This window comes from Streptomyces sp. NPDC089424 (assembly GCF_044749345.1).
In the GTDB taxonomy this organism is placed as follows: domain Bacteria; phylum Actinomycetota; class Actinomycetes; order Streptomycetales; family Streptomycetaceae; genus Streptomyces.
Genome location: NZ_JBIVHU010000001.1, coordinates 541,298 through 561,301 on the forward strand (window position 1 = coordinate 541,298; position 20,004 = coordinate 561,301).

The 20,004-nt window shown below is 72.2% G+C and carries 17 protein-coding genes and 1 riboswitch; of the genes, 14 read left to right on the top strand and 3 right to left on the bottom strand.

What is annotated here, in order from left to right:
- Nucleotides 1–49: 49 nt before the first annotated feature.
- The 9 genes from ACIP2X_RS02245 (at nt 50) to ACIP2X_RS02285 (ending at nt 10,358) form a co-directional block, all read left to right on the top strand.
- Complete coding sequence (locus ACIP2X_RS02245) at nt 50–1,114, top strand: polyprenyl synthetase family protein (RefSeq protein ID WP_401668798.1); 1,065 nt, start codon at nt 50–52, stop codon at nt 1,112–1,114.
- Between the two features lie 122 nt (nt 1,115–1,236).
- Nucleotides 1,237–3,246, top strand: coding sequence for a squalene--hopene cyclase (gene shc / locus ACIP2X_RS02250; RefSeq protein WP_401666353.1), 2,010 nt, complete (start codon nt 1,237–1,239; stop codon nt 3,244–3,246).
- On the top strand, nt 3,243–3,884 hold the full coding sequence (locus tag ACIP2X_RS02255) for a 1-hydroxy-2-methyl-2-butenyl 4-diphosphate reductase (RefSeq protein ID WP_401666355.1): 642 nt from the start codon (nt 3,243–3,245) through the stop codon (nt 3,882–3,884). Before shc ends, ACIP2X_RS02255 begins: the two co-directional genes overlap by 4 nt.
- A 5-nt stretch (nt 3,885–3,889) precedes the next feature.
- Nucleotides 3,890–4,912, top strand: a complete 1,023-nt coding sequence (gene hpnH, locus ACIP2X_RS02260; RefSeq protein ID WP_401666357.1) for an adenosyl-hopene transferase HpnH — start codon at nt 3,890–3,892, stop codon at nt 4,910–4,912.
- A 4-nt stretch (nt 4,913–4,916) separates the two neighbouring features.
- Nucleotides 4,917–6,092: a flavodoxin-dependent (E)-4-hydroxy-3-methylbut-2-enyl-diphosphate synthase gene (gene ispG, locus ACIP2X_RS02265; RefSeq protein ID WP_401666359.1), complete on the top strand. Its 1,176-nt coding sequence runs from the start codon at nt 4,917–4,919 to the stop codon at nt 6,090–6,092.
- Nucleotides 6,093–6,123: 31 nt separating this feature from the next.
- Nucleotides 6,124–8,103, top strand: a complete 1,980-nt coding sequence (dxs, locus tag ACIP2X_RS02270) for a 1-deoxy-D-xylulose-5-phosphate synthase (protein ID WP_401666361.1) — start codon at nt 6,124–6,126, stop codon at nt 8,101–8,103.
- Nucleotides 8,100–9,527, top strand: a complete 1,428-nt coding sequence (locus ACIP2X_RS02275) for an aspartate aminotransferase family protein (protein ID WP_401666363.1) — start codon at nt 8,100–8,102, stop codon at nt 9,525–9,527. The genes dxs and ACIP2X_RS02275 overlap by 4 nt, the downstream gene beginning before the upstream one ends.
- A gap of 94 nt (nt 9,528–9,621) precedes the next feature.
- Entirely contained in the window at nt 9,622–10,242 is a 621-nt protein-coding gene (locus ACIP2X_RS02280; RefSeq protein ID WP_401666366.1) for a helix-turn-helix domain-containing protein, read from the top strand.
- Nucleotides 10,239–10,358, top strand: a complete 120-nt coding sequence (locus tag ACIP2X_RS02285) for a DUF6126 family protein (RefSeq protein WP_401666368.1) — start codon at nt 10,239–10,241, stop codon at nt 10,356–10,358. Before ACIP2X_RS02280 ends, ACIP2X_RS02285 begins: the two co-directional genes overlap by 4 nt.
- A gap of 20 nt (nt 10,359–10,378) precedes the next feature.
- On the opposite strand, the gene ACIP2X_RS02290 is transcribed toward ACIP2X_RS02285, so the two are convergent.
- Nucleotides 10,379–11,176: a tyrosine-protein phosphatase gene (locus tag ACIP2X_RS02290; RefSeq protein WP_401666370.1), complete on the bottom strand. Its 798-nt coding sequence runs from the start codon at nt 11,174–11,176 to the stop codon at nt 10,379–10,381.
- 401 nt (nt 11,177–11,577) lie between these two features.
- Nucleotides 11,578–11,743, top strand: a riboswitch (cyclic di-AMP (ydaO/yuaA leader).
- A 4-nt stretch (nt 11,744–11,747) separates the two neighbouring features.
- On the opposite strand from ACIP2X_RS02290, the gene ACIP2X_RS02295 reads away from it, so the two are divergent.
- Entirely contained in the window at nt 11,748–12,743 is a 996-nt protein-coding gene (locus ACIP2X_RS02295) for a peptidoglycan DD-metalloendopeptidase family protein (RefSeq protein WP_401666372.1), read from the top strand.
- A 222-nt stretch (nt 12,744–12,965) separates the two neighbouring features.
- Nucleotides 12,966–13,751, top strand: a complete 786-nt coding sequence (locus ACIP2X_RS02300; RefSeq protein WP_401668800.1) for an SGNH/GDSL hydrolase family protein — start codon at nt 12,966–12,968, stop codon at nt 13,749–13,751.
- 78 nt (nt 13,752–13,829) lie between these two features.
- On the opposite strand, the gene ACIP2X_RS02305 is transcribed toward ACIP2X_RS02300, so the two are convergent.
- Nucleotides 13,830–14,447 (bottom strand): TetR/AcrR family transcriptional regulator, encoded by a 618-nt coding sequence (locus ACIP2X_RS02305; RefSeq protein ID WP_401666375.1) that lies wholly within the window; start codon nt 14,445–14,447, stop codon nt 13,830–13,832.
- Between the two features lie 53 nt (nt 14,448–14,500).
- Nucleotides 14,501–15,679, bottom strand: a complete 1,179-nt coding sequence (locus ACIP2X_RS02310) for a Glu/Leu/Phe/Val dehydrogenase dimerization domain-containing protein (RefSeq protein ID WP_401666377.1) — start codon at nt 15,677–15,679, stop codon at nt 14,501–14,503.
- Nucleotides 15,680–15,822: 143 nt separating this feature from the next.
- On the opposite strand from ACIP2X_RS02310, the gene ACIP2X_RS02315 reads away from it, so the two are divergent.
- From ACIP2X_RS02315 to ACIP2X_RS02325, 3 genes are all read left to right on the top strand, one after another.
- A complete protein-coding gene (locus tag ACIP2X_RS02315) occupies nt 15,823–17,016 on the top strand; it encodes an MBL fold metallo-hydrolase (protein WP_401666380.1) in 1,194 nt (397 codons plus the stop codon).
- A 417-nt stretch (nt 17,017–17,433) separates the two neighbouring features.
- Entirely contained in the window at nt 17,434–19,470 is a 2,037-nt protein-coding gene (locus tag ACIP2X_RS02320) for an ATP-binding protein (RefSeq protein ID WP_401666383.1), read from the top strand.
- Nucleotides 19,471–19,568: 98 nt separating this feature from the next.
- Nucleotides 19,569–20,003: a roadblock/LC7 domain-containing protein gene (locus tag ACIP2X_RS02325; RefSeq protein WP_401666385.1), complete on the top strand. Its 435-nt coding sequence runs from the start codon at nt 19,569–19,571 to the stop codon at nt 20,001–20,003.
- The last annotated feature ends 1 nt before the right edge of the window (nt 20,004 follow it).

Here is a 20,004-nt window from a genome sequence, read left to right on the forward strand (position 1 = left end):
AGGTCCCCACACCTCCGGCACCGCAACAAGAGGAGAGACTGTGCCCACTGTGCCCCCGGCCTCGAAGGCCGCTCGAGAGACCGCGGTGGACGTGGCCGCGCTCCTGGAGCGCGGCCGGACCCTGGCCACACCGGTACTGCGGGCGGCCGTCGACCGCCTGGCGCCTCCCATGGACACGGTCGCCGCCTACCACTTCGGCTGGATCGACGCCGCAGGAAACCCCGCCGACGGGGACGGCGGCAAGGCGGTACGCCCCGCGCTCGCCATCCTGTCCGCCGAGGTCACCGGCGGCGCTCCCGAGGTCGGCGTCCCCGGCGCGGTCGCCGTCGAACTCGTCCACAACTTCTCCCTGCTGCACGACGACCTGATGGACGGCGACGAGCAGCGCCGGCACCGCGACACCGTCTGGAAGGTGCACGGTCCCGCGCAGGCCATCCTGGTCGGCGACGCACTGTTCGCGCTGGCGAACGAGGTTCTCCTCGAACTCGGCACCGTCGAGGCCGGCCGCGCCACCCGCCGGCTGACCACCGCGACCCGCGCCCTGATCGACGGCCAGGCCCAGGACATCTCCTACGAGCACCGCGACCGCGTCAGCGTCGAGGAGTGCCTGGAGATGGAGGGCAACAAGACCGGCGCCCTGCTGGCCTGCGCCAGCTCCATCGGTGCCGTGCTCGGCGGCGCCGACGACCGCACCGCCGACGCGCTGGAGAAGTACGGCTACCACCTCGGCCTGGCCTTCCAGGCCGTCGACGACCTCCTCGGCATCTGGGGCGACCCGGAGGCCACCGGCAAGCAGACCTGGAGCGACCTGCGCCAGCGCAAGAAGTCCCTGCCCGTCGTCGCCGCCCTCGCGGCCGGGGGCGGTGCCTCCGACCGCCTCGGTGAGCTGCTCGCCGCCGACGCCAAGAGCACCGACTTCGCGAGCTTCTCCGAGGAGGAGTTCGCGGCCCGCGCCGCCCTGATCGAGGAGGCCGGGGGCCGCGAGTGGACCGCCGAGGAGGCGCGCCGTCAGCACACCGTCGCCGTCGAGGCCCTCGGCGCCGTCGACATGCCCGACCAGGTGCGGGCCCGCTTCGTGGCCCTCGCCGACTTCGTGGTCGTACGAAAGAGATGATCATTATCGGCCGAATAGCCCTCGCTTAGTCGCCGGCCGGTGCCACGCCGTTCTCGTGCGCACCGGCCGACGGCGGACCCACAGCAGACGCACCGATTGCAGCACTGCACGAAGGGGAAGCCATGACAGCGACGACCGACGGAAGCACCGGGGCCGTGTCGCCCCGCGCTGCCGCGGCCAGCGAAAGCGACAGCACCACCCCGGTGGCGGCCGGGGTCCAGGAAGCCGCCGAACGCGCCGTCCGGCGCGCCACCGACCATCTGCTCGCCCGGCAGGACCCGGAAGGCTGGTGGAAGGGCGACCTGGAGACCAACGTCACCATGGACGCCGAGGACCTGCTGCTCCGTCAGTTCCTGGGCGTCCGCGACGAGTCCACGACGAACGCCGCCGCCCTGTTCATCCGCGGCGAGCAGCGCGAGGACGGCACCTGGGCCACCTTCCACGGCGGGCCCGGCGAACTCTCCACCACCATCGAGGCGTACGTCGCGCTGCGGCTGGCGGGCGACGCGCCCGACGCGCCCCACATGGCCCGCGCGGCGCAGTGGATCCGCTCCCGGGGCGGCATCGCTGCGTCCCGTGTCTTCACCCGGATCTGGCTCGCCCTGTTCGGCTGGTGGAAGTGGGAGGACCTGCCCGAACTGCCGCCGGAACTCATCTGGTTCCCGAAGTGGCTGCCGCTGAACATCTACGACTTCGGGTGCTGGGCCCGGCAGACGATCGTCCCGCTGACCGTCGTCTCCGCCAAGCGCCCGGTACGGCCCGCGCCCTTCCCGCTGGACGAGCTGCACACCGACCCGGACCGGCCGAACCCCGCCAAACCCCTCGCCCCGATGGCGAGTTGGGACGGCGCCTTCCAGCGCCTGGACAAGGGCCTGCACGCCCTGCGCAAGGTCGTGCCGAGGTCGGTGCGGCGCGCGGCGACGCGGTCGGCCGCACGCTGGATCGTCGAACGGCAGGAGAACGACGGCTGCTGGGGCGGCATCCAGCCGCCGGCCGTGTACTCGCTCATCGCCCTGCACCTGCTGGGCTACGACCTCCAGCACCCCGTGATGCGCGCCGGACTCGAGTCCCTCGACCGGTACGCCGTGTGGCGCGAGGACGGGGCCCGGATGATCGAGGCCTGCCAGTCGCCGGTGTGGGACACCTGCCTGGCGGCCATCGCGCTGTTCGACGCCGGCCTGCCCGCGGACCATCCGCAGCTGGTGAAGGCGGCCGACTGGATGCTGGGGGAACAGGTCGTGCGGCCGGGCGACTGGTCGGTGCGCAGGCCGCACCTTCCGCCGGGTGGCTGGGCGTTCGAGTTCCACAACGACAACTACCCCGACATCGACGACACCGCCGAGGTGGTCCTCGCGCTGCGCCGCGTCCGGCACCACGACCCGGAGCGGCTGGAACGGGCGATCGGGCGCGGGGTGCGCTGGAATCTCGGCATGCAGTCGAGGAACGGCGCGTGGGGCGCGTTCGACGTGGACAACACCAGCCCGTTCCCCAACCGGCTGCCGTTCTGCGACTTCGGCGAGGTCATCGACCCGCCGTCCGCGGACGTGACGGCGCACGTGGTGGAGATGCTCGCGGTGGAGGGCCTCACCGGCGACCCACGCACCCGGCGCGGCATCGAGTGGCTGCTCGCCGCGCAGGAGCCGGACGGCTCGTGGTTCGGGCGCTGGGGCGTCAACTACCTCTACGGGACCGGATCCGTGGTGCCCGCGCTGACCACGGCCGGCTTCCCCGTCTCGCACCCGGCGATCCGGCGGGCGGTGACCTGGCTGGAGAGCGTGCAGAACGACGACGGCGGCTGGGGCGAGGACCTGCGCTCGTACCGTTACGTCAAGGAGTGGAGCGGCAGGGGCGCCTCCACCGCCTCGCAGACCGCGTGGGCGCTGATGGCGCTGCTCGCGGCCGGCGAGCGGGACTCCCCGGCGGTCGCCCGCGGTGTCGAGTGGCTCGCCGCGACCCAGCGGGAGGACGGCTCCTGGGACGAGCCGTACTTCACCGGCACCGGCTTCCCCTGGGACTTCTCGATCAACTACCACCTGTACCGGCAGGTCTTCCCGCTCACGGCGCTGGGGCGCTACGTGCACGGTGAGCCCTTCGCCCGGACAGCGCTCGCCGGGGCCAAGGGGAGCGGATGAGCGCCCCCTCCGCTCCGGAGCCGCTGCTGATCGCCTGTGCGCTCGGCATCGAGCGGCTGGCGCTGCGGCTGGGGGAGCGGAGCGGTGCCGGCGGTCCGGTGACCGTGCTGCGCACGGGCATGGGACCGGCGGCGGCCGAGCGGGCCGTCACGCGGGCGCTGGCCGACCCCGCGCTCGGCGGGGCGGCCGTGCTGGCCACCGGATTCTGCGCGGGGCTCGCACCCGGCATGCACCCCGGTGACCTGGTCGTCGCCGAGGAGACCCGGGATCCGCGCGGCACCACGCCCTGCGAGGGCACCGACCTGCTCGTCAAGGAACTACGGCGTGCGGTGCCCGGCCGCACCGTCCACACCGGCCCCCTCACCGGCTCCGCCCACGTGGTGCGCGGGCAGGAACGGTCGGATCTGCTGGCCACCGGCGCGATCGCCGTCGACATGGAGTCCGCCGCAACGCTTCTGAGCGCCGGGCGCGCGGGGGCGCGTCCGGTTGCGGCCGTCCGGGTGGTCGTGGACGCTCCAGAACATGAACTCGTCCGTATCGGCACGGTGCGCGGTGGAATATCGGCTTTCCGCGTCCTTCGTTCCATTCTTCCCGCATTCTTTGAATGGCACCGTAATGTGCTGCTCCCCAGGAGGTGAGCCCGATGGCCATGCCGCTGCGCCAGTCCATCAAGGTCGCTACATACTTGGCTGAACAGAAGCTCCGCAAGCGGGACAAGTTCCCGCTCATCGTGGAGCTGGAGCCCCTGTTCGCCTGCAACCTGAAGTGCGAGGGCTGCGGCAAGATCCAGCACCCCGCGGGGGTGCTGAAGCAGCGCATGCCGGTCGCGCAGGCCGTCGGAGCGGTCCTGGAGTCCGGGGCGCCGATGGTGTCGATCGCGGGTGGCGAACCGTTGATGCACCCTCAGATCGACGAGATCGCACGGCAGTTGGTGGCCAAGCGGAAATACGTCTTCCTCTGCACCAACGCGATGCTGCTGCGCAAGAAGATGGACAAGTTCACGCCCTCGCCCTACTTCGCCTTCGCCGTGCACATCGACGGCCTGCGGGAGCGGCACGACGAGTCGGTCGCCAAGGAAGGCGTGTTCGACGAGGCGGTGGCGGCCATCAAGGAGGCCAAGCGGCGCGGTTTCCGCGTCACCACCAACTCCACCTTCTTCAACACCGACACCCCGCAGACCGTCGTCGAGGTGCTCAACTACCTCAACGACGACCTCCAGGTCGACGAGATGATGATCTCGCCCGCCTACGCCTACGAGAAGGCGCCCGACCAGGAGCACTTCCTCGGCGTGGAGCAGACCCGCGAGCTGTTCAAGAAGGCCTTCTCGGGCGGCAACCGGCGCCGCTGGCGGCTCAACCACTCGCCGCTCTTCCTGGACTTCCTGGAGGGCAAGGTCGACTTCCCGTGCACCGCGTGGGCGATCCCGAACTACTCGCTCTTCGGCTGGCAGCGCCCCTGCTACCTGATGAGCGACGGGTACGTGCCGACGTACCGCGAACTGATCGAGGAGACCGACTGGGACAAGTACGGCCGCGGCAAGGACCCGCGCTGCGCCAACTGCATGGCGCACTGCGGCTACGAGCCCACCGCCGTCCTCGCCACCATGGGATCGCTGAAGGAGTCGCTGCGCGCCATGCGCGAGACGGTCTCCGGGAACCGGGAGTGACGCCATGACCGCCATCCCCCTGGGCGTTCCCGAGGTGCCGGTGCGGCCCGTCGCGCGGCGGCGGGCGTCACGGCGGATCCAGGTCGGCACGGTGGCGGTCGGGGGCGGGGCACCGGTGTCGGTGCAGTCGATGACGACGACGCGTACGTCGGACATCGGTGCCACGCTTCAGCAGATCGCCGAGCTGACGGCTTCGGGGTGCCAGATCGTGCGGGTGGCGTGTCCGACGCAGGACGACGCGGACGCGCTGGCGACCATCGCGCGCAAGTCGCAGATCCCGGTGATCGCGGACATCCACTTCCAGCCGAAGTACGTGTTCGCGGCGATCGAGGCGGGCTGTGCGGCGGTGCGGGTGAACCCGGGCAACATCAAGCAGTTCGACGACAAGGTCAGGGAGATCGCCAAGGCGGCGAAGGAGCACGGCACGCCGATCCGGATCGGGGTGAACGCGGGCTCGCTGGACCGGCGGCTGCTGCAGAAGTACGGCAAGGCGACGCCGGAGGCGCTGGTGGAGTCGGCGCTGTGGGAGGCGTCGCTGTTCGAGGAGCACGACTTCCGCGACATCAAGATCTCCGTCAAGCACAACGACCCGGTGGTGATGATCGAGGCGTACCGGCAGCTGGCGGCGCAGTGCGACTATCCGCTGCACCTGGGTGTCACGGAGGCCGGTCCCGCTTTCCAGGGCACGATCAAGTCGGCGGTCGCCTTCGGGGCGCTGCTCAGCGAGGGCATCGGGGACACGATCCGGGTGTCGCTGTCGGCCCCGCCCGCCGAGGAGGTCAAGGTCGGCATCCAGATCCTGGAGTCGCTCAACCTCAAGGAGCGCGGTCTGGAGATCGTTTCCTGCCCCTCCTGCGGCCGCGCCCAGGTCGACGTCTACAAGCTCGCCGAAGAGGTCACCGCGGGGCTGGAGGGCATGGACGTGCCGCTGCGCGTCGCGGTCATGGGCTGTGTCGTCAACGGCCCCGGCGAGGCCCGCGAGGCCGACCTCGGCGTCGCCTCGGGCAACGGCAAGGGGCAGATCTTCGTCAAGGGCGAGGTCATCAAGACCGTCCCGGAGTCCAAGATCGTCGAGACCCTGATCGAAGAGGCCATGAAGCTGGCCGAGCAGATGGAGGCGGACGGGGCGGCGAGGGACGACTCCGCCGGCACGGGGAAACCGGCAGTGACTGTGAGCTGACACGAGGCACGGACCGAGAGGGGGCCCGAGCGTGACGATTCTGGAGAGCATCCGGGGACCACGCGACCTGAAGGCGCTGTCCGAGGCGCAACTTGGCGAACTGTCCGAAGAGATCAGGGAGTTCCTGGTGCACGCGGTCGCCAGGACGGGCGGCCACCTGGGACCCAACCTGGGCGTGGTGGAACTGTCCCTCGCGCTGCACCGGGTCTTCGAGTCGCCGGTCGACCGCATCCTGTGGGACACCGGCCACCAGAGCTATGTGCACAAGCTGCTGACAGGGCGTCAGGACTTCTCCAAACTGCGCGGGAAGGGTGGCCTGTCCGGGTATCCCTCGCGGGAGGAGTCCGAGCACGACGTCATCGAGAACTCGCACGCCTCCACCGCGCTCGGCTGGGCCGACGGGCTCGCCAAGGCGCGTCAGGTGCAGGGGGAGAAGGGCCATGTCGTCGCCGTCATCGGCGACGGCGCGCTGACCGGCGGGATGGCCTGGGAGGCGCTGAACAACATCGCGGCCGCCAAGAACCGGCCCCTGATCATCGTCGTCAACGACAACGAGCGCTCGTACGCCCCCACCATCGGCGGCCTCGCCAACCATCTGGCGGCGCTGCGCACCACGGACTCGTACGAGAGGGTCCTCGCCTGGGGCAAGGACGTGCTCCAGGGCACGCCGATCGTCGGGCACACCCTCTACGAGGCGCTGCACGGCGCCAAGAAGGGCTTCAAGGACGCGTTCGCGCCCCAGGGCATGTTCGAGGACCTCGGTCTGAAGTACGTCGGCCCGATCGACGGGCACGACGTGGGGGCCGTCGAGTCGGCGCTCAGACGCGCGAAACGCTTCCACGGGCCGGTGCTGGTGCACTGCCGTACCGAGAAGGGCCGCGGCTACGAACCGGCCCTCGCGCACGAGGAGGACCACTTCCACACCGTCGGCGTGATGGACCCGCTGACCTGCGAGCCGCTGGCGCCGGCGGGCGGGCCCTCCTGGACCTCGGTGTTCGGTGAGGAGATCGTGCGGATCGCCGAGGAGCGCGAGGACGTCGTCGCGATCACGGCGGCCATGCTGCACCCGGTGGGCCTCGGCGCGTTCGCCCAGCGGTTCCCGGACCGGGTCTGGGACGTCGGGATCGCGGAGCAGCACGCCGCCGTCTCCGCGGCCGGTCTCGCCACCGGCGGGCTGCACCCGGTCGTCGCGGTCTACGCCACGTTCCTCAACCGCGCCTTCGACCAGCTCCTGATGGACGTGGCCCTGCACCGCTGCGGGGTGACCTTCGTCCTGGACCGGGCCGGGGTGACCGGGGTCGACGGGGCCTCCCACAACGGGATGTGGGACATGTCGGTCCTCCAGGTCGTGCCCGGGCTGCGGATCGCCGCCCCGCGCGACGCCGACCAGCTGCGGGCGCAGCTGCGCGAGGCGGTCGCCGTCGACGACGCGCCCACGCTGGTGCGGTTCCCGAAGGAGTCCGTGGGGCCGTGCGTCCCCGCGATCGACCGGGTGGGCGGCATCGACGTGCTGCACCGTGCCGAGGCACCCGAGGTGCTGCTCGTCGCGGTCGGTGTGATGGCGCCGGTGTGCCTGCAGGCCGCCGAGCTGCTCGAGGCCCGGGGGATCGGCTGCACGGTGGTGGACCCGCGGTGGGTCAAGCCCGTGGATCCGGCGCTGCCCGGCCTCGCCGCGGAGCACCGGCTGGTGGCCGTGGTCGAGGACAACAGCCGGGCGGCGGGGGTCGGTGCCGCCGTGGCGCTGGCGCTGGGCGACGCCGACCTGGACGTGCCGGTGCGCAGGTTCGGCATCCCCGAGCAGTTCCTGGCGCACGCCAAGCGGAGCGAGGTCCTCGCCGACATCGGCCTCACGCCGGTCGAGATCGCCGGGCGGATCGGCGCGAGCCTGGCCGTACACCAGGAGCGGTCCGCACCTCGCAAGCCCGCCACGGGGGCCGTCGTACCGGTGCCGGAGCAGTCCTCCAAGGCGACCGCCGCCGGGGAATCGCTGTCCAAGGAGAACCACCCATGACCACCGCGGAACCCGCCTCGCCGCCGCCGGAGCCCGCGCCCGGCGGCACGTTCGACCTCGGCGCGCTGCTCGCCGAACGGGGGGCCGAGCGCTACGAGCTGCACTCCCGGTACCTCAACCACCAGTTGCCGCGCATGCTGCACACCATCGGCTTCGACAAGGTCTACGAGCGGGCCGAGGGCGCCCACTTCTGGGACGCCGAGGGCAACGACTACCTCGACATGCTCGCGGGCTTCGGGGTGATGGGCCTGGGCCGCCACCACCCCGTCGTGCGCAAGGCGCTGCACGACGTCCTGGACGCACAGCTCGCCGACCTCACCCGGTTCGACTGCCAGCCGCTGCCCGGCCTGCTCGCCGAGCGGCTGCTGGCGCACAGCCCCCACCTGGACCGGGTGTTCTTCGGCAACAGCGGGACGGAGGCGGTGGAGACCGCGCTGAAGTTCGCCCGGTTCGTGACCGGCAGGCCCAGGGTCCTGTACTGCGCGCACGCCTTCCACGGCCTGACGACCGGCTCGCTGTCCGTGAACGGCGAGGCGGGATTCCGCGACGGTTTCGCCCCGCTGCTCCCCGACACGGCCGTCCCGCTCGGCGACCTCGACGCCCTGGCACGCGAGCTGAAGAAGGGCGACGTCGCCGCGCTGATCGTGGAGCCGATCCAGGGCAAGGGCGTGCACGAGGCCCCGCCCGGCTACCTGCGGGCCGCGCAGGACCTGCTGCACCGGCACAAGGCGCTGCTCATCGCCGACGAGGTGCAGACGGGCCTCGGCCGCACCGGCGACTTCTACGCCTACCAGCACGAGGAGGGCGTCGAGCCGGACCTGGTCTGCGTGGCGAAGGCGCTCTCCGGTGGCTACGTGCCGGTGGGTGCCACGCTCGGCAAGGACTGGATCTTCAAGAAGGTCTACTCGTCGATGGACCGCGTGCTGGTCCACTCGGCCAGCTTCGGCTCCAACGCACAGGCCATGGCGGCCGGGCTCGCGGTGCTCTCCGTCATGGAGAGCGAGCAGGTCGTCGCGGGCGTCCGGACCACCGGGGAACTGCTCAGGTCCCGGCTCGCCGCGCTGGTCGACAAGTACGAGCTGCTCGCGGACGTGCGCGGCCGGGGGCTCATGATCGGCATCGAGTTCGGCCGGCCCCGGTCGCTGAAGCTGCGCAGCCGCTGGACCATGCTCCAGGCGGCCCGCAAGGGACTCTTCGCGCAGATGGTCGTCGTCCCGCTGCTCCAGCGGCACCGGATCCTGACCCAGGTCTCCGGCGACCATCTGGAGGTGATCAAGCTGATTCCGCCGCTCGTCATCGGGGAGCCCGAGGTCGACCGGTTCGTGGCGGCCTTCACGGAGGTGATGGACGACGCGCACAGCGGCGGCGGGCTGATGTGGGACTTCGGAAGGACGCTGGTGAAGCAGGCGGTGGCCCACCGCTGACGCCGTCGTTCCCCTGACGGGGGGCGAGGAGCTCGGGCTTTGCCTCTGAGGCAAGAAATTTGCCCCAGGGGCAATAATCCGGCTCAATGGAGCCATGAACTCCTCCCCGGAGACCGGGGCAGAAGCGGCCGGTGCGCTGCCGGTCGTCGCCCCGCAGCTCCGCGACCTGCGCCGCCGGGCCTCCCTCACCCTGGAGGCCGCCGCCCGTGCGGCCGGGCTGTCGCCCGCCCATCTGTCCCGGCTGGAGACCGGACAGCGCCAGCCCTCACTGCCGATGCTGCTGGCGCTCGCGCGTGTCTACAGTACGACTGTCTCGGAGCTGCTGGGGGAGACGGTCCCCGACCGGGACGCCGTCGTGCGCGCCGCCGACATGGAGCCCAGCGGCGCGGGCGGCTGGACGTACTGGCAGGCCGGCGCCTCCGGGCGCGGCATGCAGGCCCTGCGCGTGCACGTGCCGTACGGCTCGCAGGGCGACATCGTCCGGGTGCACCCCGGTGAGGAATGGCTCTACGTCCTCACGGGCCGGCTGCTGCTGCGCCTCGGGGACGCCGCGCACCCCCTCGGGCCGGGCGACAGCGCCCACTTCGACTCACTGACCCCGCACCGCATCGCCGCCCAGGACCCGGGCGGGGTCGACCTCCTCTTCGTCCACACCCTGCTGCAGAGCCCCACGGCCGCGCTGTGCCTCGGCCCTATCACGGGAGACACGCCATGAGTGACATCGAGGGGAAGATTCCCCGCGGCATCTGGGTCCGGTTCGTCATCTACATCGCGGCGGGACACCTCTTCGCCGGCTTCCTCTATCTGCTGTTCGAGGTCGGGGCGAAGTAGGGGGCAGGGTTCAGCGGGGATCAGTCGAGCAGGCGCTCGCGCAGTCGCTCCCGGGTTTCGGGGGTGACGCCGAGCCCCTGCGCCAGATAGGTGTCGACGTCGCCCCAGGTCGCCTCGATGGTCTCGAACGCGGCCGTCAGATACTCGGCACGCGCGTCGAAGAGCGGGCTGAGCAGCTCCATGACCTCCGGGGAGTAGGCGGAGGCGGAGCTGCCGCCCCGGTGCACCTTGTAGCGGCGGTGCTTGGCGTTGGACTCCAGGTAGTCGGCGAGGATCGCCTCGCGCTCCACGCCCACCGCGAGCAGCGTGACGGCGATCGACAGGCCGGCGCGGTCCTTGCCCGCCGCGCAGTGCATCAGCGCGGGGACGCTGTCCTCGGCGAGCGCGTGCAGCACCCGGGAGTGCTCGGCGGTGCGCTCCGTGACGATCGCGCGGTACGAGGTGATCATCCGGTCCGCCGCCTTGCCGTCGGACAGGACCTCGCGCAGCTGCTCCAGATCGCCGTCCCGGACCATCTTCCAGAACTCGGCGCCGTCGGCGGGGTCCGTCAGCGGAAGGTTCACGTTGCGCACACCCGGCAGCTCCACGTCCGGGCCCTCCAGCTTCTGGTCCGCGGCGTTGCGGAAGTCGAAGATCGTGTGCAGCTCCAGGGAGGCCAGGAACACGGCGTCCTGCGCGGTGGCGTGCGCGAGGTGGCCGCTGCGGAACAGCACTCCCTGCCGCACCCGGCGCCCGTCCACCGTCGGCAGCCCGCCCACGTCACGGAAGTTGCGCACTCCGGCCAGTTCGGGCTCGGTCGACGGCACCTGCTGCGTCACGGGGGCTCCCTCCCATCGGCCCCGCCGGCGCGACTCGTCGGCGGGCACGCCTTGACGATACGACACGCGATCTGGCGGCAACACGCCTCGTATGTCTCTTCTGTCCTTTCTGTCTCAATAGTGGGATTCGCTCCAACTCGTTCTGGAATGAGGAAGCCTGGAGCAGTGTCACGTGAGCAGCGTCATATTCGTGACCGAGCGTCGCTCGTCATGCTCACGTAATTCACATGCCTTCAAGGGCGTTTACGGAATGCACATGTGCCCCACTGCACGGAGTGTGACCGTAAATCGGGCGAACGGATCACGAAAACGGCGTTCCGGTGAAACCTCTTGCTTGTCCCGTTGCGTCTCGGTCGCTTACGTTCCACCCGATCCGGACGGACGCCGAATCCTGCCGCCGCCCGGTGCCCGCGCTAACTCACCCGTGTTCGGCAGGAGCGGGGGACCCACAGGTACAACTGCCTGTTCCGGTCTCCGGAACGGCTTGGGGTACAGCCGCGTCCCCACGCGGCCGGACATCTCCAGTCCGCACCCGACAGCTCACCTCGCAGGCGCCGGAGAGGAATTCGCCATGCCCGCGAAGGGTAAGCACCGCCGTCCCAAGTCCCAGCGCTTCACCCGCTCCATCGCCGTCGCCGGAACCGGTGGCGCCGCACTCGCCCTGCCGCTGATGGGGGCCGCCGGCGCCCATGCCGCCCCTGTCCCGTCCGCCGCGGAGAAGGCCGTCTCGTCGATCCCGGTCCAGAAGACGGCAGTTCGGCAGCAGGTCACCGAGAAGCAGTCCGCCGCGAAGCAGGCCACCGCGCAGAAGTCGGCCGCCCGGACGTACTCCGTGAGGGTGGGCGACTACCTCTCCAAGATCGCCGACGAGCAGGATGTCAGCGGTGGCTGGCAGCGGCTCTACGAGGACAACCGGGAGGCGGTCGGCGAGAACCCCTCGCTCATCCACCCCGGTCTGAAGCTCACGATCGGCGAGCGGGCCGAGTCGGGCGCCGACGAGCCGGCCTCGTCGTCCTCCGGCTCCTCCGAAGCCGAGTCCTCGGCGTCCACGGCGTCACCGTCCTCCGAGAGCTCCGAGAGCTCCGAGCCCGCGGCTGAGGCGCAGGCGCCCGAGCCCGCCGCCGCCGAGGCCCCGGCCGCCGACACCGCCGCGGCCGCCGGCTACTCCGCCCCCGTGGACGGCGCCGGCGTCGGCACCGCCTACCGCGTGGCCGGCAGCATGTGGGCCAGCGGCTACCACACGGGTGTCGACTTCGCCGCCGCGAGCGGTACGCCGCTCAAGTCCGTCGGCGCGGGCACGGTCGTCTCCGCGGGCTGGGCCGGTTCCTACGGCAACCAGGTCGTCATCAAGCTCGCCGACGGCTTCTACGCCCAGTACGCCCACCTCTCCTCGCTGTCCGTCTCCAGCGGTCAGAGCGTGACCGGGGGCCAGCAGATAGGCCTGTCGGGCTCCACCGGCAACTCCACCGGCCCGCACCTGCACTTCGAGATCCGCACCACCCCGGACTACGGCTCGGACGTCGACCCGGTCGCCTACCTCGCCTCCAAGGGCGTGACGGTCGGCTGACGCACGCCCCCCGGTACATGGCCGAAGGCCGGACCCCGCTTCCGGGGTCCGGCCTTCGGTGTACCCGCCGTCGGGCGCACCGGCCTTATTCCGCAGTTGACCAATCCTTTGGCCGTGGCCTTTCTCACCGTCCGTCAACCCCTGCCTACGGTCGCGTAGGTCACATTCGAACAGGAATCATGTCCCGACGTGGCAGACGATTCGAAGAGTGACAGCACATCAGTGATCGGGTCGTACGTGGCGGTGGGGGACAGCTTCACCGAGGGCGTCGGCGACCCCGGACCGGACGGGGCGTTCGTCGGCTGGGCCGACCGTCTCGCCGTACTGCTCGCGGACCGCCGGGCCGAGGGCGACTTCCAGTACACCAACCTCGCCGTGCGCGGCAGGCTGCTCGACCAGATCGTGGCGGAGCAGGTCCCGAGGGCCGCGGAACTCGCCCCGGACCTGGTCTCGTTCTGCGCCGGCGGCAACGACATCATCCGTCCCGGCACCGACCCCGACGACGTGGCGGAGCGCTTCGAGCGCGGGGTCGCCGCGCTGACCGCCACCGTGGGCACCGTCCTCGTGACCACCGGCTTCGACACCCGCGGCGTTCCCCTGCTGCGGCATCTGCGCGGCAAGATCGCCACGTACAACGGCCACGTACGCGCCATCGCCGACCGGTACGGCTGTCCCGTGCTCGACCTGTGGTCGCTCAAGTCCGTGCAGGACCGGCGCGCCTGGGACCACGACCGGCTGCACCTGTCGCCCGAGGGGCACACCCGCGTGGCCCTGCGCGCCGGTCAGGCCCTGCGCCTGGCCGTCCCCGCCGACCCGGAGCAGCCGTGGCCGCCGCTTCCGCCGCGCGGTGCCCTCGACGTGCGCCGGGACGACGTCCACTGGGCGCGTGAGTACCTGGTGCCCTGGATCGGCCGACGGCTGCGCGGCGAGTCGTCGGGCGACCATGTCACCGCCAAGGGTGTGCTGTCGCCGGACGACATCAGGACGTGGATCGCCTCCGTGGCGTGAGGTCGTGACAATGCCGCATATGCCGCATATGCCGTTAATGTTGCCTATGTCGCGAAGGTGAACGAACCGGTCGGCGGCTCAGCGCTGTTGAGCCGCCGGCATCCCCGTCAGGCCCAGTTCCCGCGCGAGCGCCTCGTCCACCCACTCCTGCGCACGCGCGCGGGACACGGCTCCCGCGTAGGACGTGATCTGCACGGCGAGCCCGTCGAGCAGGGCCGTCAGGCGCAGCGCCGCGCCCATGGGGTCGGGGCAGCGGAACTCGCCCGCCGCCACACCCTCGGCGATGACCTCGGCGATGGCCGCCTTCCAGCGCTTGTCGAGGTCCTGGGTGACCTCCCGCAGCGCCGGCTCGCGCAGCGCCGCCGCCCAGCCCTCGATCCACAGCCGCCAGCCCTTGGCCGGTCCCGTCGGCGCGTACCAGCGCACCGCGGCCCGCAGCCGGCGCTGGGCCGTCGTGCGCCGGCCGAGCAGCTTGGCGAGGTGGGCGAGATCGTCCTCGGCCGCGTACGCGAACGCGGCGGCGACCAGCTTCTCCTTCGTGGAGAAGTGGTACAGCACCAGCGCGTTGCTCACGCCGAGCGCGGACGCCACGTCGGCGATCCGCACCGCCGCCACGCCCCGCTCCTCGATCTGTTCCACGGCGGCACGCAACAACTCCTCGCGCCGCTCCGCCACGCTCAACCGCACTCTCGCCACCGGGTCACCCTAACGGGCCACGTCCCAGCGGTGGCCGCGCGGTGACCTTCAGGTCAGCGGTACGACCCGAAGCGCTCCGCCAGCAGCGACAGCCGCTCCCCGGCGACGGCGTGCGCGGCGGCACGCGGCGTGCTCCCGTCGGCCTCCGCACGGGCCAGCACCAGGTCGGTCAGGGCGCGCATCGAGCGCCGTATGTGGGCGAACGCCTCCTGCGCGTCCGCGCCGATGTCGCCGAACAGCGTCCACCACCACCACGCGTTGGTCCCCGAGTTGACCACCACGTCGGGCAGGACCGTCACCCCGCGCGCGGTGAGCTGCGCCTCGGCCTCGGGCACGACGGGCATGTTGGCGGCCTCGACGATCCAGCGGGCGGTGATCCGGTCCTGCTCCGCGGGGCCGATCGCGTACGACACGGCGGCGGGCACCAGCACCTCGGCCTCGGTGGCCGGCCAGGCGTCGCCGGGAAGTTCCTGGTCCCCGGGCCCAAGCGCCGCGCGGTCGACCGTGCCGTAGGCGTCGCGCGCGGCGAGCAGCGCCTCGACGTCGAGACCCGCCGGATTGGCGATCGTGCCCCGGACGTCGGCGACGGCCACGACCGTGAGGCCCGCGCGCGTGAGGAAGCGTGCCGTGGCGCCGCCCATGGTGCCCATGCCCTGCACGGCCACCCGGGTGCCCGCCCAGGGCACCCCGGCCCGGTCCAGGGCCGCGAGCGCCGACTCCGCGACCCCGCAGCCGCCGGCCAGCTCGCCCAGCCCGATCCCGTCCACCTCCACCGCGAACGCCTCGGCGAGCCGCCGCCGCGCCGCCGCCTCGTCGTCCAGCAGCGGGTACACCGCCTGGATCGAGGAGACCAGCCCCACCTCGGTGGCGGCCCGGTCCACCAGGTCCTGTGTCAGACCGAGGTCCTCGCCGGTGGTCCAGACGCTCTCGACGTAGGGCCGCACGGCCCGCAGGTACCGCACCAGCAGCCCGTACGCCGCCGGGTCCCGGGGATCGCAGTCGATGCCGCCCTTGGCGCCGCCGAGGGGGACGTAACGGGCCTCGGGGTCGTAGTGCAGGGCCTCCTTCACGGTCATTCCGCGCGCCAGCCCGGTGACCTCCTCCAGGGTGCAGCCCGGGCGCATCCGCAGCCCGCCGCTGGCGACACCTCGCACCAGACGGTCGACGACCAGGAAGCCCCGGCGGCCGGTGACGTGGTCGGTCCAGGTGAGCGAGAGAAGGGGGGCGGTCACGGAAGCTCCTTGTGGCGGCGGCTGTTCCCGGCTCGCGCGCGGACACGCGTACTGAATCACGAGTCAGTATGGGGGGCGGGCGGCCGATGGTGTCGGTGGGGCGGACCATAATGGAGCTTCCACCGATTCCACCTGGAGGTACCGTGGCCGGTTCCCGTTCCCTGAGCTCCGGGCTCCGCGCGTTGCGGCCCGCGGCCTTCGGCGTGGAGCCGAGCGGCGAGCGCATGGCGCGCATCCGCAGATCGCCCCACTTCAAGGACGGCGTCTTCCAGAACCCCGGAGGGCCCTCGCGGATCCGGCCCTCGGGTTCGACGCTCGACTTCGCGAAGACCTACTTCGACAAGGACGCCCGCAACCGCCGCACCCCGCACGGCGCCATGCCGGTGTACCCCACGACGGCGGCCGACCTCGCGCGCCCGCCCGCCTCGGGCCTGCGGCTGACCTGGCTGGGCCACTCCAGCGTCCTCGCGGAGATCGACGGGCAGCGGGTGCTCTTCGACCCCGTCTGGGGCGAGCGCTGCTCCCCGTTCGCCTTCGCCGGGCCCAGGCGGCTGCACGCGGCGCCGCTGCCCCTGACCGCGCTCGGCCCGGTCGACGTGGTGGTCATCTCGCACGACCACTACGACCACCTGGACCTGCCCACGATCAAGGCGCTGGCCGGCACGGACACGCTCTTCGCCGTCCCGCTCGGCGTCGGCGCCCACCTGGAGCACTGGGGCGTGTCCGCCGACCGGCTGCGCGAGCTGGACTGGCAGGAGTCGACCAAGGTCGGCGGACTCACGCTGACCGCCACCCCGGCCCGCCACTTCTGCGGCCGCGGCCTGCGCAACACCCAGCACACGCTCTGGGCGTCCTGGGTCGTCGCGGGGGAGAGCCACCGGTTGTTCCACAGCGGTGACACCGGCTACTTCGAGGGCTTCCGGGACATCGGCGCCGACCACGGCCCGTTCGACGCCACGATGATCCAGATCGGCGCGTACAGCCAGTACTGGCCGGACATCCACATGACTCCCGAGGAGGGCGTCCGCGCACATCTGGACCTGCAGGGCGGCGACGCCTCGGCGGGAGTGCTGCTCCCCATCCACTGGGGGACCTTCAACCTCGCCCCGCACCCCTACGCCGAGCCCGGTGAGTGGACGAAGGACGCGGCCGAGGAGGCCGGAGCGGCGGTGGCGCTGCCCCGGCCCGGCGAGCCCTTCGAGCCGGCCGGTGACCTCCCGGTGGACCCCTGGTGGCGCACGGTCACGGCGCCCGTCGCCCGGCACTGGCTGCGCGGCCGGGACACCGGCGCCGCTCCGTCCGCCAAGGGCGACCTCGACCTCGCGGGCGAGCGGTAGGGATCTCGTTCTCGCGGCGGTCGTGTGACCGCCGTCCTCCGGTCGGGGACCGGCACACCGGCGGGGCCGGGGCTCATCGCCCCGGCCCCTTGCCGTGTCGGCGGCGCGCCTCGCGGTCCGGCGTTTCCTGACCGCTTCCGACCAGGTCGGATCGATCCCTGACGGCATCGATGTCCTCGTCGGGGCGCGCTTATCGGTCTGTCGTACGAGGCCTCATACCAGAGCGGGACGCGGGCCGTAGGACTTTGTCAACTGCCCACCGCACATGATGCGTTGCCGACTACTGTGAGTGTCCGTCGGGCGACGCAGGGCCGAATTCCTCTCGCCGTCGTCGGCCGACACCGAGCCGCCGCATGCCCGCTTCACACCGACGGGCCCGCCCGGCTTCCGACCGCTGGACCAGTACGAGGACGCCCGATGTCACACCTCCGCGCACCGGCCGCACGCGCAGACCGCCGCGAGGGCGGGCGGCACGGACGGCCGGTCGCCCACACCGCTCCCTCGCTGCCCGAGGCCCACATACGGCCCCAGCTGCTGCGGCTGGCCGTACTGCCCCCGCTCGCGGTCGCGCTCAGCGCCTGCGCGGCGGTGCTGTTCACCGTCCGCTCCACGGGCGCCCGCACCAGCCTCACCCTGTGGGCCGTCCTGGCCTGCGCGGTCTGTGTGACGCTCGCCGGCATCGGGATCGCCGTGATCGCCGCCGGCCGCGCCGCCCGGGCGGTGCACGACCGCGTCGGCGCGCTGCGCCGCAGCAGCGCCCGCCGGGAGGCCGATCTGCGCACCCTCGTCGAGGCGTTGCGCCGCGGCGAGCTGCCACCGCAGCGCAAGCCGCGCGGCGGCCCGCCCGAGGACGCCGACGACTTCGAGCTGCTCGCCGCCGACCTGGCCCGCGCGCACGACGGCGCCGTCACCGCCGTCGTGCAGGCCGCCCAGCTCTCCAGCCAGGCCGGCAGCGAACAGAAGCTGGAGGTCTTCGTCAACCTCGCCCGGCGCCTCCAGTCGCTGGTGCACCGCGAGATCGCGATCCTGGACGACCTCGAGAACGAGATCGAGGACCCCGACCTGCTCAAGGGCCTCTTCCACGTCGACCACCTCGCCACCCGCATCCGCCGCCACGCCGAGAACCTCGCCGTGCTCGGCGGCGCCGTCTCCCGGCGCCAGTGGAGCAACCCGGTCTCGATGACCGAGGTGCTGCGCTCGGCCATCGCCGAGGTCGAGCAGTACTCGCGGGTGCGACTCGTGCCGCCGATCGACGGCACCCTGCGCGGCCACGCGGTCGCCGACGTGATCCATCTGCTGGCCGAACTGGTCGAGAACGCCACGGTGTTCTCGGCCCCGCACACCCAGGTGCTGCTGCGCGCCAACCTCGTCACCTCGGGTCTCGCCGTGGAGGTCGAGGACCGCGGACTCGGCATGCCCGTCGACGAGCAGAACAAGATGAACGCCCTGCTCACCGACCCCGACCAGGTCAATGTGGCCCGCCTGCTCGCGGACGGCCGGATCGGGCTGTTCGTGGTCTCCCAACTGGCCCGGCGGCACGGGATCACGGTCCGGCTGCAGAGCAACATCTACGGCGGTGTCCAGGCCGTCCTCGTCGTGCCGCAGGCGCTGCTCGGCAGTCGGCCCGACGCCGGCCGCCCCGCCCCGCCGCCTCAGCAGCACCCCCAGCCCGCATCTCCTCCCGCACCCCAGCCCGCATCCCGTCCCGCACCCGAGGCCGCCCGGCCGGCACCGCCCGTCGCGCCGCCGCGGCCCCGGCGGCCCGCGCCGGACCCCGCGCCCCGGCCTGCTCCCGCCGCCGGGCCACCCGCCCCCTCGCCCCTGCCGGTCCGCGGCACCCACGGGCAGCGGCCCAACCCGGCCGAGGCCGTGCCCGGCATCCGGCCCGGCGACCGGCCGACCGTCGAGGAACACGCCGCCGCGCCGCTCGCCCCGCGCACCGGCACCGTCCGCGGCACGATGGGCAAGCCCACGCTGCCCCGTCGCCGTGCCCAGGAGCACATCGTGCCCCAGCTGCGCGGGGGCCCGGCACCCCGTCAGGACGCGGAGGACCCGGTCGGTCACGACCCCGGTCTGATGGCGGCGTTCCAGCGTGGCATCGGCCTCGCGGAGGCCCAGCACCAGGCAGATCCCGGCCATGCGCCACCGGCCCGCCCGGACACCCCGCACGCCGACACACCCGCACTCCCGGACCACACCCCGACGGAGCCCGCCCGCCTGGACCCGGGGCCCTCGGACCCGGGGTCCTCGTACCCGGACTCCGGGACTCCCGCGTCGGCCGTCCCGCCGCCGGCCGGCCGCCGACCCGACGTTCCCCCCGTGGTGACGCAACTCCCCATGGCCGTACCGCACATGGACGTGCACGCGCCTCGGGACGAGCCCCCGCAGTGGGAGGCCGTCCGTACGCCCCCGGACCACCCCGCCCGGCACGACGGGAGCGGACCAGCCGGATGACCGCAGCTGCCGCCGCCGTCACCACCCCCACCGCAATGACCGCCGGCGTACCCACGGGCGCGCCCGCAGACCTTCGTATCCCAAGGAGTCGATCCACCATGGCGACCGATGCCCCCACCGGCCATGTATCCGATCTCGACTGGCTGATGAGCGGCCTCGTACAGCGCGTACCGCACACCAGCAGCGCGGTGCTCCTCTCCTGCGACGGACTCGTGAAGTCGGTCCACGGCCTCGACCCCGACAGCGCCGACCACATGGCGGCCCTGGCCTCCGGCCTGTACTCCCTCGGCCGCAGTGCCGGGGTCCGGTTCGGCGACGGCGGTGACGTCCGCCAGGTCGTCGTCGAACTCGACTCGACCCTGCTGTTCGTCACCACCGCCGGCTCCGGCACCTGTCTGGCGGTGCTGGCGGGCCGTGAGGCCGACGCCGCCGTGCTCGGCTACGAGATGGCCATGCTGGTCAAGAGCGTCCGCCCCTACCTGGTGACCGCTCCCCGGCAGCAGTCCGCCGAACCCCCGGCGATGAGGCCTTGAG

What these genes read in the sequence shown, in the direction of transcription:
- shc (WP_401666353.1), top strand. Translation starts at nt 1,237, where the DNA reads ATGACAGCGACGACCGACGGAAGCACCGGGGCCGTGTCGCCCCGCGCT.
- ACIP2X_RS02255 (WP_401666355.1), top strand. Translation starts at nt 3,243, where the DNA reads ATGAGCGCCCCCTCCGCTCCGGAGCCGCTGCTGATCGCCTGTGCGCTC.
- hpnH (WP_401666357.1), top strand. Translation starts at nt 3,890, where the DNA reads ATGGCCATGCCGCTGCGCCAGTCCATCAAGGTCGCTACATACTTGGCT.
- ispG (WP_401666359.1), top strand. Translation starts at nt 4,917, where the DNA reads ATGACCGCCATCCCCCTGGGCGTTCCCGAGGTGCCGGTGCGGCCCGTC.
- ACIP2X_RS02275 (WP_401666363.1), top strand. Translation starts at nt 8,100, where the DNA reads ATGACCACCGCGGAACCCGCCTCGCCGCCGCCGGAGCCCGCGCCCGGC.
- ACIP2X_RS02280 (WP_401666366.1), top strand. Translation starts at nt 9,622, where the DNA reads ATGAACTCCTCCCCGGAGACCGGGGCAGAAGCGGCCGGTGCGCTGCCG.
- ACIP2X_RS02285 (WP_401666368.1), top strand. Translation starts at nt 10,239, where the DNA reads ATGAGTGACATCGAGGGGAAGATTCCCCGCGGCATCTGGGTCCGGTTC.
- ACIP2X_RS02295 (WP_401666372.1), top strand. Translation starts at nt 11,748, where the DNA reads ATGCCCGCGAAGGGTAAGCACCGCCGTCCCAAGTCCCAGCGCTTCACC.
- ACIP2X_RS02320 (WP_401666383.1), top strand. Translation starts at nt 17,434, where the DNA reads ATGTCACACCTCCGCGCACCGGCCGCACGCGCAGACCGCCGCGAGGGC.
- ACIP2X_RS02325 (WP_401666385.1), top strand. Translation starts at nt 19,569, where the DNA reads ATGGCGACCGATGCCCCCACCGGCCATGTATCCGATCTCGACTGGCTG.